Here is a 15,484-nt window from a genome sequence, read left to right on the forward strand (position 1 = left end):
GCGCGATGGATGCGTCGAACCTTCTGAAGCCCGCTCTGGCACGGGGGGAACTACACTGTGTCGGTGCCACCACGCTGGACGAATACCGCAAATATGTTGAAGGTGACGCGGCACTCGCCCGCCGTTTCATGGCGGTCTATGTGGACGAGCCGACGGTGGAAGACACGATCTCTATCCTCCGTGGTCTGAAAGGCCGATATGAGGCGCACCATGGCGTACGCGTTTCCGATGCGGCGATTGTATCGGCAGCAACGCTGTCCAATCGCTATATCACGGACCGTTTCCTGCCGGACAAGGCCATCGACCTCATGGACGAGGCGGCCTCCCGCCTGCGCATGCAGGTGGACTCCAAGCCTGAGGAACTGGACGAGATCGACCGCCGCCTGCTGCAGCTGAAGATTGAAGCTGAAGCCTTGAAGAAGGAAAAGGATGATGCGTCCAAGGAGCGTCTGAAGACGCTTGAGGGCGAGATTGCCGATCTCCAGACAAAGTCTGACGAACTGACGACAACATGGTCAGCCGAGAAGAATAAATTGAAAGGTGCAGCCTCTGCCAAGGAGCAGCTGGACAAAGCCTATGCCGAAATGGCGGAGGCCCAGCGCCAGGGCGATCTGGCCAAGGCGTCCGAGCTGAAATTCTCGACCATTCCGCAACTTGAGAAACAGATTGCTGAAGTGGAAGGCAACGAGGATGATCAGGGTAATGGCGAAGGCGGGCTCGTCTCTGAAGTCGTCCGTCCGGAACATATTGCGGCTGTCGTTTCCAAATGGACCGGCATTCCGGTCGACAAGATGATGGAAGGCGAGCGCGAGAAGCTGCTGAAGATGGAAGATGAATTGCGCAAGCGGGTCGTCGGTCAGGATGATGCGCTGGAGGCTGTCTCAAATGCCGTGCGTCGTGCAAGGGCGGGCCTGCAGGACCCGAACCGTCCGATTGGTTCTTTCCTCTTCGTCGGCCCGACCGGCGTCGGCAAGACAGAGCTGACCAAGGCGCTGGCCGAATTCATGTTCGATGATGATACGGCAATCCTTCGCCTCGACATGTCGGAATTCTCGGAGAAACACTCCGTAGCCCGTCTGATCGGCGCGCCTCCGGGATATGTCGGCTATGATGAAGGCGGTGTGCTGACGGAATCTGTCCGCCGCCGACCCTATCAGGTCATCCTGTTCGATGAAGTCGAGAAGGCTCACCCGGATTTATTCAACACATTGCTGCAGGTTCTGGATGATGGTCGCCTGACGGATGGTCAGGGCCGCACGGTCGACTTCAAGAACACGATCATCATCATGACGTCGAATCTTGGTGCAGATGCTCTGGCGAGCGGGGAGGAAGGCGATGTGTCAGAGGCCGCAAAAGGCTCTGTCATGGCCGCTATCCGCAGCCATTTCCGCCCGGAATTCATCAACCGGATCGACGAGATCGTCTTCTTCAAGCGGCTGGGCCGCAACGAGATCGACCACATTGTCGATATCCAGATGGAGCGTCTGGAAGGCCTGTTGAAGGATCGCAAGATGACGCTGACGCTCAGCGCAGATGCCCGCAACTGGCTGGCCGCGCGGGGCTATGACCCGGTCTATGGCGCCCGTCCGCTGAAGCGTGTGATCCAGAAAGAGCTGCAGGACCCGCTGGCGCGCCTGATCCTGGAAGGCCGCATACATGATGGCGAGGCCATCAAGATCGGTGTGGAAGGTGATCAGCTTGCCATCAACGGTATTCCGAATGACATCGCCAAGGGCGCAGCGTCCCTGAACTAAGCGGTGCCTGAACCCCAATAATGAAAAGCCCCGGTCGCGATACCGGGGCTTTTTTCATGGATTGGTCGGAATGGTCAGCGTCGTCAGTCGCGCCGTTGTCACCGGCCCGGTCGCGCCACGCAGCGTGTCGATTGTGGTAATCTGCTCGCGCAGCTTATCCATCTCTTCCGGTGTCGCAGCCAGAGAGCGGCCTGAAGGCAGGTTCAGAGAGACCGGGTTCATATAGCGGCCATCTTCCCGGATTTCGAAATGCAGGTGCGGCCCGGTGGCTGTGCCGCTATTGCCGACATAGCCGATCAGGTCGCCGCGTTTCACGCGCATTCCTGCGCTCAGCTTCGTGTTGAAGCCGGACATATGGGCATAGACTGTCTCAAATCCGCGCTTATGGTCGATATGGATCTGTCGGCCATAGCCATCGCTCCAGCCCATCTGGCTGATCACGCCATCGCCTGCGGCATAGATGGGCGTGCCGATCGGCGCGCGAAAATCTACCCCGCTATGTAGCAGCAGCAGGCCACTGACCGGGTGCATGCGGCGACCAAAGCCGGAACTGATCTGCGCATAGCCAAGCGGATAGCGGGTCAGCAGCGGTTTCTGCGTGCTGCCCTGGCGATTGTAGAATTCGGCGCGGCCGGTATCTGAGGGTTCAAATCGATACCAGCTGCCATTGCTTTGTTTGCCATTATAGGCCGCAAACAGCAGGTCTCCGGTTTCCAGCACATTGCCGCGCTCATCCTCTGCCACTTGATAGACGATGTCGAAGCGTTCGCCCTTGCGTCCCCCCTTGGACAGTTGTGTGTCATCCGGGAAGAGGGCGGCGACAGACTCGGCCAGGCTCTCATTGCCGCCTTGAGCGATCAGCGCGTCAGCCAGATTTGTGTCAATCGAGCCGGCAATGCGCCGCATGCTGGTGAAGACGCGAGCGGTCAGTGTGCTGGTCATGAAGGTGCCGTCCGGTTTTCGCGTGGCGAGCAGGGAGGTACGCGGGTCCGCACGGAGGGAGACGGAAACGAGCTGTCCCAGCCCATCATTGGCGGCTTCGTCGAAATAGGCGGTCAGCACCGTCCCGGCAGCAAGTTTGCTGCCGCCCAGCAGCCCTGTCTCATGAAGGGCATCCATAGCACGGGCAGCGTCTTCGGGGGAGGCACCCAGAACTTCCAGAACGTCAGCAGCTTTCGTGCGGCTTGTGATCGTGCCAACCCGTTCAGCTGTTGAGATGGTCGGCATGTCCTGGCTGAAATCGGAATAGGTCAGCCAGTCCGGCGCAGCAGGGCTGGCGGCCTCGGATGTCGGGCGTACCAGGGTAAACAGGACGAGCATGGCGAGCACGACCGTGCCGCCAGCAATCAGTTCAGCCTTACGGCTTGGGCGGAAGCGACGGTCCACGCGGGCGGGGGTCTTCGTATCTTTGCTGATCATGAGGATACTCCTGTCCCACTCCCGGGCGCGGCTCGGAGTGGTTTTTCAGAAGAAATCACGCAAGAAACAAGCCAGACTCGCCTTCTGGGCGAGGTCTGATCTGCGGATTCAACAATCTGTGTTTATGGGGTTGGCGGGGCCTGCAGCGGATTTGACGCAATCAGTGTTGCCCCTTGGGTGGAGCGGATGCCATCGATTTCTGCCTTGCGCGCGATGAATTCCTTAAGCATCTCCGGGCTCTCGGCCAGCTTGCGACCCGTCGGCAGCTTTAGCTTCATGGCATTGACTGGCTTGTTATCGATATAGACTTCATAGTGGAGATGCGGGCCGGTGGAGGCACCTGTGGACCCGACATAGCCGATAATGTCTCCCTGACGGACGCGCTTGCCAGCGCGCACGCCTGGGCCATAGCGAGACATATGGGCATAGGCGGTTTTGTAACCATTGGCGTGCTTGATACGGACATAATTGCCATAACCGCCATAGCGGCTGGCGCGCTCGACCACGCCATTGCCCGCCGCATAGATGGGCGTACCGGTCGGGGCGGCAAAGTCTGTGCCCTTGTGCAGGCGGGTATAGCCAGAGATCGGATGGCGGCGATTGCCGAAGGAAGATGACAGGCGCGCGCCATTGATCGGCGTCTTCATCAGGAATTTAGTCGCGCTTTCGCCATTCTGGTCAAAATAATCTGCCACGCCATCATCGCTGGGCGCGAAGCGATAGAAGCTGCGGGTCAGGGCATCGCCATCCAGGCTGGCATAGACCACATCGCCGGTTTTGACCGGATGGCCACGCTCATCCACGAAGGTCTCATAGACCAGTTCGAAGGAGTCGCCGCGATGGATCTCGCGCTGGAAGTCAACATCATAGGCAAAGGCGCTGGCGAAATCGACGACTTGCTGGTCTCCGGCGCCCTGGGCGCGGGCCGCGTCATAAATGGAGGTTTCGATATCTGCAGCGACCCTGGAATAGCCGGGCGTTAGTCGGGCCTTGAGTTCAGACGCAGACCAGTCGCCGGACATGTTGCGCGTGATGAACAGATTCCGGTCAGCATCTGCCTTCACGTTCAGCGCTTTCATCTGGCCGTCTACAATGAAGGTTTCAGCCTTCACGCCAGGGCGCAGGCGGCGCGGGTCCAGCAGCTCCTTCTCGTAAATGGTGTGCAGGGCGGCTGCCGCATCGGAGGGGGAGGCGCCAAGGCTGGTGACAAGCTCTGTCAGCGTCTCGCGGCTTTTCAGCTCGCCGCTATGGCGCACGGGGGCTGCCATAGCAGGGGTAAACTCGACAGCTGAGAAAAGGGTGGTGGCCAAGGGTGGCGGCGGCGGGGAGGCGTGAGCGGAAGACATGCCCCCATCTTCGCCAGATGTAATCGAAATGAGGCCAAGTGCAGCAGACATGGAACCAAGCAGGCCCAAAACGATTAGGCTTTTGATGCCGTGTGACAAATTCCGTCCCTGCGAAAGGGTGTGTGTATGCGTGTTGTCTGCGCCGTGCTTCACGAAGCGACCTCCCTCATTCCCGGTGCCCCCCGGCACCATGACCCCTTAGGATCGTGTTTTCCATTTCAGCTTTGTATGTCTTTTGCCTGTTAAGAAAAGACAACGCGCTTATTTTGGCCTTCTTGCTTTCCTAGAAATTCTAGTAGGCAAGCCAAGCAAGAAGCAAGCCGGTACACTCAGTGAATACGATAGATTACAAAGATTTACAGAAAGAAGCTGAAGACCCGGTGGAGCGCCCCTTCCGATGGGGGCGCTGGCTGTTGGCCGGTCCGGTAATACTTCTTCTGGTTGTCGCCGCCATATTCTGGTTTGTCCGCAAGACCGTGGCAGAGCAGGCACTGGCCTCTTGGTGCGAAGGTCAACAGCTTGTCTGCGAAGGGCATTTTGACCAGCTTGGGGCAGGGGGCGGCGTTCTGTCGGATCTTGTTGTGAAGTCTGGTGATAACGTGCCTTTCCAGGCCAATGAAGTAACTGCGCGTCTGAGTTGGAACTGGTTCAGCCCCTCCCTGACACAGATTGAAGTGGATGCGCCCATCCTGCGCGGCACACTGGATGATCAGGGCATACGCTTTCATGGCTTGGAGCGCATAGGCAGCGGCAATACGTCGGAAGGCGGCGCGGCGGATTTACCGGCCGTACGCATAACTGACGGGCGTCTGTTACTGCAAACTAGTGCAGGGGAGATCGCCGCCTCAATCAATGTGAACGGCGTATTCCCGAAATCCGGTACGGTGCATATGGTGCTGGATCCCGTGTCGCTTGACGGGCCCCAGGGCAAGATCATCTGGAGCGAAGGCAGCGTTAATATCGTCGCTGACAATGGCCGTCTGGAAGGGCAGGCCCTTCTTGATCTGGATGTCGCAGACATTCGTGGCATTTCTGTCAGGGATGCGGATTTTTCCGTTCTCTTGTCCTCGCCGATTGATGGAGAGGGGGAAACCCGCATTGTCTGGGATGCGGCACTCTTACAAGGCAGCTGGACAAATTACAGCCTGCAAGCGGCTGAAACCTCAGGAGAGGCGTATCTCTCGCGGATTCCGGACGCCAGCGGAAATGGTATTTTTGAGGCGCTGGAAACGGTGTCAGCAGAAATCAAGAGCGGGGCGTTCCGCCTGGCGGACTATTCCGGTGACGCCATGAACGGCGAGGCCGATCTGAAAATTCGCGAGGGTATTCTCTCGGGCCCCTATGTGCTTTCGGTCAGCGGTGTTGAAGCGCCACAGGGCCGCGCGAGAATTTTGTCCATTGCGGGAGACATTCAGCGCGATGCAGATGCCCTTTTTGAGACACAGGTTAATGTCACGCTCACTGGGGCCAGCGCGTCCGACAGCCTTTCGGACAGCGTGACGAGCTATCTGTCTTTCCCAGGCCCGCTCTCGGATCATGGCGCCAGCCTCAGGCGCGCGGTAAGCAAGGCGCTGCAGCAATTTGATGTGACCTTTCCGGCCCGTGTCACGCGCGTACCGAATGAGTTGCATGTTGTCGTCACCGAAGCCGCGGCACTGTCTGCGGTGTCCGGATTGCGTCTTACGGGTGAAGCAACTGGCGATGCACCCTGGCTAAGCTGGGATGGTGAGCAAACGGCGGTAAATGGCCATGTCACTTTCTCAGGCGGTGGCGTGCCAAAATTTGATGCGGTCCTCAATGTCTCTGCAGATTCATCCGGCATCAGCCGGCTGGGTGCGGATGCCTTGAGCCTTGCGCCCTGGCGTGCGGGCGGCAAGACGCTTTCAGCCAAGCTTGATGTCCTTGAGTATCAACACTCTCCGCAGCAGGCTGGCATTATAGATCTGCGCGGGCAGGTTGGTTTCGCAGGTGACGTGTCTGGCGTGACATTTGAAACCACCAGCTTGAAGGGCGATTTGCGTGCGGAAAAACAGCCGGATGGCTGGCAGCTTAGCGCTGTGGATGGAAGTTGCGCCGCATGGCGCAGTCAGGGGCTTTCTTTCGGAGCCATCCGCTTGACGCCCTTCGCGACAAATGTCTGCCCCGTCAAAGGCGTGTTTGCCACGCCGGGCAAGGGTGGGCTGTCAGGCGCTGCGCGGCTCGGCGCTCTTAAGCTGCCACTCGAACTCTCTTCTGGCGGCGGAGAGATCATTTTTTCCAATGCCCGGATGGATTGGAATAGCGCGGGCGGTCTCAGCCTCTCGGCGACAGCTGACCATGTCTCCATGCCGCTGACGATTGGCAGCAATACGCTGGGGATAGAAGGAGATAAGCTGCGCATGGGCTTTGCGGCTCGCCGGAACGCGCCGCCCGCCTTGTCTGCGCGTCTCGGCGAGACGGATTTCAGCGGTTCCCTGATCCCGGCCAAGGTGACAGCAGGTAGTTTCAGCTTTGATGGCGTATCCGCAACCAGTGGCATTCGCGGCAATCTTGAGGCGAGCGGCGTCAACATGCGGGACCTGCGAGAGGACCCGCTTTATCAGCCGCTTACGGCAGACTTCACGGCAACGCTGGATGATGGCCTGCTAGATATGTCTGGCCCTTTGCGCCTGAAAGCCGGCGGGCTGACCATCGCGGACAGCCTGGCCAGAATAAACATTGTCAGCCTCACTGGCATGGCGGCGGTCACATCCCGGCCGTTGACCTTTGAGCCTGGCGGCCTTCAGCCTTGGCGCCTGTCAGACCGCCTGCGCGGTGTCTTCACGGATGCACGCGGCACACTTGACGTCTCTGCGCGGATGGACATCAACAGTGGCAAGATTACCGGGACCGGGCAGGTTGCTGTAGGCGATTTCGGATTCCAGACAACGCGCCTTGGCCGGGTGCAGAACGTAAATGGGGAAGTAATCTTCAGTGATTTGCTTGGCCTGACGACCGCGCCCGGACAGACCATCACGATTGGTGCAATGAATCCGGGCATTCCGCTTGAGAATGGCCAGATCGACTTCCAGCTCATTTCCGGCAAGACCCTGTCCGTCGAGTCCGCAGCCTTTCCGTTCGCGGGTGGCGCGCTCGCCCTGGACCCGTTCAAGTGGGTACTTGGCGGTGAAGACCAGCATCTGGAAGTCACCGCAGACAAGATCGAGCTGGCTCGGTTGGTTGAGACACTGAAGCTGCCGGATACCAAGGCCACAGGCACGGTTTCTGGCCGTTTCCCGATTGACGTTCAGGGTACGCAGATCCTGATCCGGGACGCGAGGCTCAAGGCAGACGCAAATGGCGGTCGACTATCCTACCAGGGGGAGGCAGGTGACTCCGCTGCGGGGGCAGACCCGAATGCCCGCATGGCGTTCGAGGCGCTCAAGGATTTCGATTTCACCGTTCTGGAGGTGGGCCTCGACGGCAATGCGCTGGACCGCATAACCATCTCCCTGCTTCTGGAGGGTGTCAGCCGCAAGGGCATCACTTATGGCAAGAACGGACAGGTGCTGATGAACCAGCCCTTCCAGTTTGACATCAGTGTTAATTCTGCACTCAGCGAGCTTTTCAAGTCCACACAATATTACACAAGCCAGAAACAACTGACTGACATCGTAGTCAAACAGGTGCAGGAAGAGCGTAATGGCAAACCTGAATGACGGGCAACGTGCTCATTCATTGACGTTAAGGTGGGGTGTGTCATGTTCACGCCGAATATCGAGGAGCGAATCCGAATGACCTTACCAAAAGTCCTGCTGATCGGCGCCGGCCTTACGGCCATGGCTGCATGCACACCGACGGTACGCCTTGAGCCATCCGACAAGCCGATTAAGATAGACCTCAACGTCAACATCACTCAGGAAGTTCGCGTCATCCTCGACAAGGAAGTCGAAGACCTGATCGCGGATAACCCCGACCTGTTCTAGTTTAGCGAAGTCAGGAGATATATCATGAAATCCCTTCGCACGATTTTTGCCTCTCTCATTTTGGCCCTGGGGCTCGCCAGCATGGCACCGGCTGCCTGGGCAGGAGACCCTGTCATTGATGCGGCCATTGAGTCCGGTCAGGTGGGTGAGCGTATCGACGGCCGCCTCGGCGTCGTCGGCTCGGCTGATCCTTCAGTGGTCCGCAAGGTGCAGGAAATCAACAACAAGCGCGCGGCGAAATATGCCGAGATCGCTGCCGAGACAGGCACGTCCGTCGCCCAAGTGGCGCGTGTGACCGGCGAAAAACAGATCGCAGCCCTCAAGCCTGGCCAGTATTACATGGACGCCAGCGGCAGCTGGAAGCAGAAATAGGTTGCCTGTTGCGGGACAGAGGCTAGCTAAGGGCCATGTCCCGCAAACTTGTTCTTTGGATCACCGCTAGTTTCGCCATACTCGGGCTTATGCTCTGGGTGTTGTCCCTGTTGTGGCAGAACATGCGAGATGGCATTTCAGGCCATGGCTGGGCCGCTTATATTATCGGCGGTGTGCTCACTCTGGCATTGTCGATTGGCCTTTTTCTGCTGACATTCCACAGCGCGCGTCATGGCTATGATGACATTGACCGGCCCGATGAGCGTGGTGAACACGACGTTTAGTCGTGTATTTGTAGCGTATAGTTCACGGTGCTTCGATTGACAGGCGGCGCGGCGCACCCAATCCTGCCGTCGAATTAATACAAGAATGGGGCTTGTCTATTTCCATGATCGATCCTGCACGCCTGTCTGCATATATTGCGTCGCGCATCTGCCATGATCTTGTCTCGCCGGTCTCCTCGGTGACCAATGCGCTCGACCTGCTAAATGATCCCGGCGACATGGAGATGAAGGCTCAGGCGCAGGCCTTGCTGGAGGATGGTGCCGAAAAGGCAGGGGCCCGCATTCAGTATCTCCGCTATGCCTTTGGCTCCATCGGACTGAACTCTGGCGCGGCAGACATTCATGAAGCGCGCAAGATCACCGAGAATTTCGTCAAGAGCCACCGGCCCAGCATCGAATTCGATATCCAGACAGACCATTTGAGCTTCTCTCATGTGCGCATGATGATGAACATGGTTCTGATGGCTGTGGATAGCCTGCCCCGTGGTGGCGTGATCAGCGTACGTATCCGCAACGAGGCGGGCGGTATGACCATCACGCTGACCTGCAAGGGAAAACGCGCAAAACTTCGCCTGGATACCCAAAAGGCGCTCACCAATGAGGAGCCGGAAGACGGTTGGCGTCCAGAGAACATTCAGCCGCTGTTCGCCAAGATGATCTGCGATGGCCTGGACGGTGAGCTAACGGCCAGCCAAGGAGATGAGACGGTCATTTTCATGGCTACAGGCATTCGCGCTGAAGGGTAAGCACGCGCAGCAAATTTACACTTTGGCAATAAATTCTTAACCGGCCTCAGCGAGCTTGCACGGTAGGACTATTGCGTACAGGGCACGCCATGAAGACTTGTCTGATTGTTGATGACTCCCGCGTCGTGCGGAAGGTGGCTGCCCGTATCGTGCGGGATTTGCGGTTTGAGGTGATGGAAGCCGGTGACGGCGCAGAAGCGATGCGCATGTGCCGCGAGAACATGCCGGACGCTGTGCTGCTGGACTGGAACATGCCCGTCATGAACGGGCTGGACTTTCTGCGCTCCCTGCGCCGGGAAGAGGGGGGCGCGCGGCCCCTCGTCGTCTTCTGCTCCATCGAGAATGATGCAGAGCATATTAATGAAGCGCTGCGGTGCGGCGCTGACGAATTCATCATGAAGCCTTTTGATGCCGATATTCTGGAAAGCAAATTCGCAGAAGTCGGGCTGGTCTGAAGTCTTTCTTAATAAAACGTCCCCATGAGTAAACCTTTGGGGCAGAATGTCCGGTCGGAGTGGTTGATGCAGGAAGAGGTCTTCAACGAATTGGCAGATCTGGCGCTGAAAAGCTCTGGTCAGGCAATTCCGAAATCCAAATCCTATCTGATTGAGGCCCGCCTTGCGCCCATCGCGCGGCGTGAAGGCTTTGGTTCCATGGCGGATCTGGTGCACTGCCTGAAATCGCGCGCCAACCCGATCTTTGCGGCAGAGATTGCCGCCGCTCTTGTCTCCAAGGACACCTGGTTCTTCCGGGATCGTGACTGCCTGCAGCGCATCGTTGAAGATGTGCTGCCCAAGCGCCTGAAAGCTTCCAATACGGGCCGTCTGAAAGTCTGGTGCGCCGGTGGCAGCACAGGACAGGAAGCCTATTCCCTAGCCATCCTCCTGGCAGACGAGATGCCGCCAGCGCTGCGCGGTGCCAAGATCGACATTCTCTCGACAGACATCTGCAAAGTGGTGACAGAGAAGGCGCGAATTGGCCGCTTCGGCCATTATGAAGTTCAGCGTGGCCTCTCCATTCGCCGACTGATCAAGCATTTCACGCGTCTGGAAACCGGCCAGTGGGAGATTTCCGAGGATCTCCGCTCGCGCGTCAGCTTTCGCCAGCACAATTTGCTCGAAAGCGCGGGTGGTCTGGGCAAGTTTGATGTCATTCTGTGCCGCAACGTGCTGCCCAGCATGGCGAAACCGGCCCGCAAGCGCGTGGTTGAGAGCCTTGCTGAACAGATGATGCCGGGCGCCATGCTGCTGCTTGGCAGTGGGGAAAACCTGATCGGCATCACCGACAAGCTGGAGCCTGCGCGAGACTTCCGCGGCGGCTGGGTTGCCGCCGGAACCGCCAATGCCGAGGCCTCTGCAGCCTGATCCCTCGCAATTTGGCGCATCTCGCGCTATATGCTTGCCTTTCCTGAAACTGCTCCGGGCCTTGAACCCGGTTGGAGTGAGACATGACTTATGAATTACCACCGGCCTGGGATGGCCGTGTGAACTCTCTTGGATTTGCCAAACCGCCTGCTGAAACGCGGGTCGTCGCCGCCATGTCGGGCGGGGTCGACAGCTCCGTTGTGGCCGCGCTGCTGAAGGCACAGGGCTATGATGTCATCGGCATCACGCTGCAACTCTACGATCATGGCGCCGCCATCGAGAAGAAAGGGGCCTGTTGCGCCGGGCAGGACATCCATGATGCCCGAAATGTCTCGGATCAGATCGGCATCCCGCATTACGTGCTGGACTATGAATCGAAGTTCCGCGAACAGGTGATGGAAGATTTTGCCGACACCTATCTTGCCGGCTCGACACCGATCCCGTGCATACGCTGCAATCAGACGGTCAAATTCTCGGATCTCCTGAAAACCGCGAAGGATCTCGGGGCGGACTGCCTTGCGACCGGCCACTACATCCGCCGCGAGGAAGGGGAGGCCGGGGCCGAACTGCACCGCGCCGCCGATGCGAGCCGGGACCAGTCCTATTTCCTGTTTGCGACGACGACGGAGCAGCTGGACTATCTGCGTTTCCCGCTGGGCGGCATGCCGAAGACTGAGGTGCGTGAACTGGCGGAGCATTTCAACCTGCCTGTGGCCTCCAAGCCGGACAGTCAGGACATCTGCTTCGTGCCGACTGGTTCTTACGCCAATGTGGTGGAGAAACTGCGTCCGGGTTCAGGTCGCGGCGGTGAGATCGTGCATCTCGATGGTCGCGTGCTGGGCGAGCATAATGGCGTCATTCACTACACGATCGGTCAGCGCCGGGGGCTCGGTGTGGCCACGGGTGACCCCCTCTTCGTGGTCAAGATTGATGCGCCGAACCGGCGGGTCATTGTCGGCCCGCGGGAGGCATTGATGACGTCCGGCTTGCTGCTGGAAGAGCTGAACTGGATTGGCAATGGTTCCCTTGAAGAGGCCGCCAATGCGGGCGCGCCTGTACTCGTCCGTGTCCGGTCTACGCGCCCACCAGTTCCGGCAAAGCTTGGCTGGAGCGATGACGTGCCGGTCATCTGGTTTGATGAGCCGGAAGAGGGTGTCGCGCGCGGTCAGGCCGCTGTGATGTATGATCCGGAAGGTAGCACGCGCATTCTGGGCGGTGGCTTCATCCTGAAAGCCATACCCGCAGATGAACGCGTGGTGGCTGCGTGACCGCATGGCAATTGTCATTATCCTGAATGGGACAACAAGCGCGGGCAAGACCTCTCTGGCTCACGCCCTTCAGGATGTGACATCCCAGCCATTCCTGCATGTGCGAATGGATGACTTTCTTACCATGCAGCCGCGCCGTCTGGACAACCACCCTGAGGGCTTTGTCTTTGAGCGGGTTGAAGGCGCGGGGCCGCCAGAAGTTTCAATCAAGACAGGGCTTTACGGCGCGAAGCTGATGTCGGGCATGCGCCAGGCCGTGGCCGCCATGGCAGACAGCGATCTTAACATGATCGTGGATGATGTGTGGCTGAGGGAAGGCGCGGAGCAAGCCGACTATATCCGTCTGCTGAGCAAGCATCAGGTCTTCTTTGTCGGTGTCAACGCGCCTCTGGCCATTCTGGAGCAGCGGGAACTCGCGCGGGGTGACCGGGACATCGGACAGGCCCGCTGGCAGTACGGGCGCGTGCATGTCGGCGCAACCTACGACCTGAAGATCGACACGGGCGAAATGACGCCGCAGCAGGCCGCCTTGAAAATCCAGGAAGCTTTCAGCCTTTAACGGCTTAGTCCACCATGCCCAGCGCCATGCCGCGCAGCGCAGCCGACACGCGATCATTCACATCCAGCTTTTGGAAGCAGCGCCTTATATAGGTCTCCACCGTATTGCGGGAGAGGCGCGTGGACTCCGCAATCTGCGCATTCGTCTGCCCCCGTACAATCCAGTACAGGATCTCTCTTTCCCGAGAGGAAAGATTGGTGCCTTTGGGCAGATCCTTCAGTAGCAATTCACAATAGGCCAGATGTCCCATCTGACAGGCGGCCTGCAATTCCAGCACTTCATCGTCCGACGGTATCGGATTGCCGCGACCGAAGCCGAGCGCGCAATATCCGTTTCGTTGCGCGGGGCCAAATACCGGAACGCTGAGGCCTTCGCCCAGCTGCTCCTGACTGACCATGATGATATAGCTGCGCTCCTCATCAGTCAGGTCCGAAAAGTGCTGTACTTCGTTCCAGAAATAGGGGCGGATAAAGCCTTGTGCGCGCCGGGCCAATGGATCGTTTTGGTAAAGGCGCTTGCGCAGATAGGTGCGTCGCCATTCTTCCGGATAGCCAAACTCTGCAATGCGGATCTGGCCATTGAAATCCCGGGCACCGACGGGCGGGAAATGCATATAGCTGGCCATCTTTACAGAGGTCGTCTTGTAATACGTCACAGCCGTATGGCGCAGCTCTTCAAGACTTTCTGCCTTTCGGCAGCCGCCGAAATATGCGCGAAGTGACTCCATGCTTCTTGCCATCAAAACAGCCCCCACCTGACTGATGAGCCATATTAGGCCTCAAACAGGCCGGCAATGCAATCGAAGATCAGGTCAGCTCAACCAATCCGGCGCGGCTACCTTGGTTTCGTCGCCGCCCATTTCCGGCTGGGGATATTGCTGCAACAGCTTTTTCACGATGGCATCGGCCACCTTGTCGGCCTCCCGCAGGGCAGGGTAGCTCCAGGTTTCCAGCGTGCCGCCGAACCAGCGCGCAGCGCCGTGATCGATCAGGCTCTGGTGCAGCTTGTCGAACTTTTTCGAGCGGCCTTCCAGCCGGGCAATATGGATCGGCAGATCGTGCCAGGCGGCATCGGATAGCATATTGGCGCTATCTTCTGTGACGATGGCGCAATCGGAAAAGATCAGCCAAGCCAGATAGGGATTGTCGCCGTCTTCAGGACCCGACCAGAAGCGCGCGCCGATTTCATCCGCCATCGCACGGAACTTCGCGACGATCGGTACAGGCGTGCGGCGCGATGTGGTGATCCGCAAACGCCAGCCCTGGCCTGCCAGAACGCGCAATTGAGACTCCAGCCGCTCTGCAGCAGCATCTGTAAATGTATGTGCACGGGAGTTCCCGCCCAGAATGACAATTGCGCTCTTGCCGCGTTCATCGGCCAGGTCTGCGAAAGACTGGCCGGCATCCTCGATCAGGTCCGGTGCGAAATAGGAGGGCGAGCCAACGGTCTGGATGACATTTTCGCCTTCCACCTCGTCATGTTTCGGCGTGACCAGAAGGTCGAAATTCTCCGGCGGAATGCGCGGGTCCAGGATCTGCACGGTCAGCGTCTTGCCGCCAGACAGTTCACGTATGGCACGCGTCAGCGGGGCGGAGCGGCGGCCTGCCGCGATCCAGACATTCGGCCAGGGCGGCGTCAGCAGGGCGCGCTGGTCCTTTGGTAGGGAGGAGAGGGGAGATGGCCATTTGTCTGCCGGCAGCCAGGTCCAGGGCGCGCGCGGGGTCAGCACCAGCGGTTCTGACCGGTGGCCTTCGCCCGGAATGTGCGCAATCTGTATCCAGCGGCGTGTTTCGCCCAGTGCCTGAAGCACTGCGCGCACCTGCGCGGCGTTACCTGCGCGGCCGTCTGAGGCCGCCCAGACGGATGGTCCGAGCGACCCCGCCTTCGCCATTTATTTGTACTCGACTTTGGCGATTTCGTATGCCCGGGCCCCCGATGGTGCGGCTACTTCGGCTTCGTCGCCTTCTTCCTTGCCGATCAGGGCACGGGCAATCGGTGAGGTGATGGAAATCTTTCCATCCTTCACATTGGCTTCGTCTTCGCCCACGATCCTGTAGGTGCTCTCATCTTCCGTATCGACATCAATCAAAGTCACGGTTGCACCAAAGCGGATTTTTGAGCCTGTCAGCTTGCTGACATCAATGACATCGGCTCGGGCCAGTTTGTCGTCGATCTCGGCAATGCGGCCTTCGATGAAGCTCTGCTTCTCTTTTGCGGCGTGGTACTCGGCATTTTCCGAAAGGTCACCATGCGCGCGTGCTTCAGAAATCGCCGCAATGATATTGGGGCGTTCGATGGATTTCAGCGTTTTCAGTTCTGCCTGAAGCGCAGCATGGCCTTCTGCGGTCATGGGAATGCGTTCCATGGATGTCACCTCTATAGTTGGCGGCAAAAATCGTTGTCTTAAATATGAAGGGCGTCAAGTGGG

Annotated in this window: 15 protein-coding genes; 10 read left to right on the top strand and 5 right to left on the bottom strand. The window is 58.7% G+C overall.

Going from position 1 to position 15,484, the window contains the following annotated elements; translation table 11 throughout:
* A partial coding sequence (locus HY2_RS06435; protein ID WP_034825890.1) for an AAA family ATPase occupies positions 1-1,754 on the top strand: 1,754 nt, incomplete at its 5' end.
* A gap of 54 nt (positions 1,755-1,808) precedes the next feature.
* Here the strand turns inward: HY2_RS06435 and HY2_RS16710 are convergent.
* Positions 1,809-3,173 (bottom strand): M23 family metallopeptidase, encoded by a 1,365-nt coding sequence (locus HY2_RS16710; RefSeq protein ID WP_051594789.1) that lies wholly within the window; start codon positions 3,171-3,173, stop codon positions 1,809-1,811.
* Between the two features lie 122 nt (positions 3,174-3,295).
* Entirely contained in the window at positions 3,296-4,672 is a 1,377-nt protein-coding gene (locus tag HY2_RS06445) for a M23 family metallopeptidase (protein ID WP_051594801.1), read from the bottom strand.
* Between the two features lie 260 nt (positions 4,673-4,932).
* Here HY2_RS06445 and HY2_RS06450 point away from each other — a divergent pair, with 260 nt between their 5' ends.
* From HY2_RS06450 to HY2_RS06490, 9 genes are all read left to right on the top strand, one after another.
* Positions 4,933-8,196: an intermembrane phospholipid transport protein YdbH family protein gene (locus HY2_RS06450; protein WP_155836545.1), complete on the top strand. Its 3,264-nt coding sequence runs from the start codon at positions 4,933-4,935 to the stop codon at positions 8,194-8,196.
* Between the two features lie 75 nt (positions 8,197-8,271).
* Entirely contained in the window at positions 8,272-8,463 is a 192-nt protein-coding gene (locus tag HY2_RS06455) for a YnbE family lipoprotein (RefSeq protein ID WP_081811313.1), read from the top strand.
* Positions 8,464-8,487: 24 nt separating this feature from the next.
* Positions 8,488-8,835 (top strand): YdbL family probable chaperone protein, encoded by a 348-nt coding sequence (locus tag HY2_RS06460; protein WP_034825894.1) that lies wholly within the window; start codon positions 8,488-8,490, stop codon positions 8,833-8,835.
* 35 nt (positions 8,836-8,870) lie between these two features.
* Positions 8,871-9,119 carry a hypothetical protein gene (locus HY2_RS06465; protein WP_051594791.1) on the top strand — a complete coding sequence of 83 codons (249 nt, stop codon included), beginning with the start codon at positions 8,871-8,873 and terminating at the stop codon, positions 9,117-9,119.
* A 104-nt stretch (positions 9,120-9,223) separates the two neighbouring features.
* Entirely contained in the window at positions 9,224-9,865 is a 642-nt protein-coding gene (locus HY2_RS06470) for a histidine phosphotransferase family protein (protein WP_034825896.1), read from the top strand.
* Between the two features lie 89 nt (positions 9,866-9,954).
* A complete protein-coding gene (locus HY2_RS06475; protein ID WP_034825899.1) occupies positions 9,955-10,320 on the top strand; it encodes a response regulator in 366 nt (121 codons plus the stop codon).
* 24 nt (positions 10,321-10,344) lie between these two features.
* On the top strand, positions 10,345-11,229 hold the full coding sequence (locus tag HY2_RS06480) for a CheR family methyltransferase (protein WP_081814961.1): 885 nt from the start codon (positions 10,345-10,347) through the stop codon (positions 11,227-11,229).
* A gap of 83 nt (positions 11,230-11,312) precedes the next feature.
* Positions 11,313-12,497, top strand: coding sequence for a tRNA 2-thiouridine(34) synthase MnmA (gene mnmA / locus HY2_RS06485; protein ID WP_034825903.1), 1,185 nt, complete (start codon positions 11,313-11,315; stop codon positions 12,495-12,497).
* On the top strand, positions 12,475-13,056 hold the full coding sequence (locus tag HY2_RS06490; protein WP_034825905.1) for a chloramphenicol phosphotransferase CPT family protein: 582 nt from the start codon (positions 12,475-12,477) through the stop codon (positions 13,054-13,056). The genes mnmA and HY2_RS06490 overlap by 23 nt, the downstream gene beginning before the upstream one ends.
* A gap of 4 nt (positions 13,057-13,060) precedes the next feature.
* On the opposite strand, the gene HY2_RS06495 is transcribed toward HY2_RS06490, so the two are convergent.
* From HY2_RS06495 to greA, 3 genes are all read right to left on the bottom strand, one after another.
* On the bottom strand, positions 13,061-13,783 hold the full coding sequence (locus HY2_RS06495; RefSeq protein WP_051594792.1) for a helix-turn-helix transcriptional regulator: 723 nt from the start codon (positions 13,781-13,783) through the stop codon (positions 13,061-13,063).
* An 84-nt stretch (positions 13,784-13,867) separates the two neighbouring features.
* Entirely contained in the window at positions 13,868-14,947 is a 1,080-nt protein-coding gene (locus tag HY2_RS06500; RefSeq protein ID WP_034825908.1) for a mitochondrial fission ELM1 family protein, read from the bottom strand.
* Positions 14,948-15,421 carry a transcription elongation factor GreA gene (gene greA / locus HY2_RS06505; protein ID WP_034825910.1) on the bottom strand — a complete coding sequence of 158 codons (474 nt, stop codon included), beginning with the start codon at positions 15,419-15,421 and terminating at the stop codon, positions 14,948-14,950.
* Between the last annotated feature and the right edge of the window lie 63 nt (positions 15,422-15,484).

It is taken from the genome of Hyphomonas pacifica, from assembly GCF_000682675.1.
Lineage (GTDB): Bacteria > Pseudomonadota > Alphaproteobacteria > Caulobacterales > Hyphomonadaceae > Hyphomonas > Hyphomonas pacifica.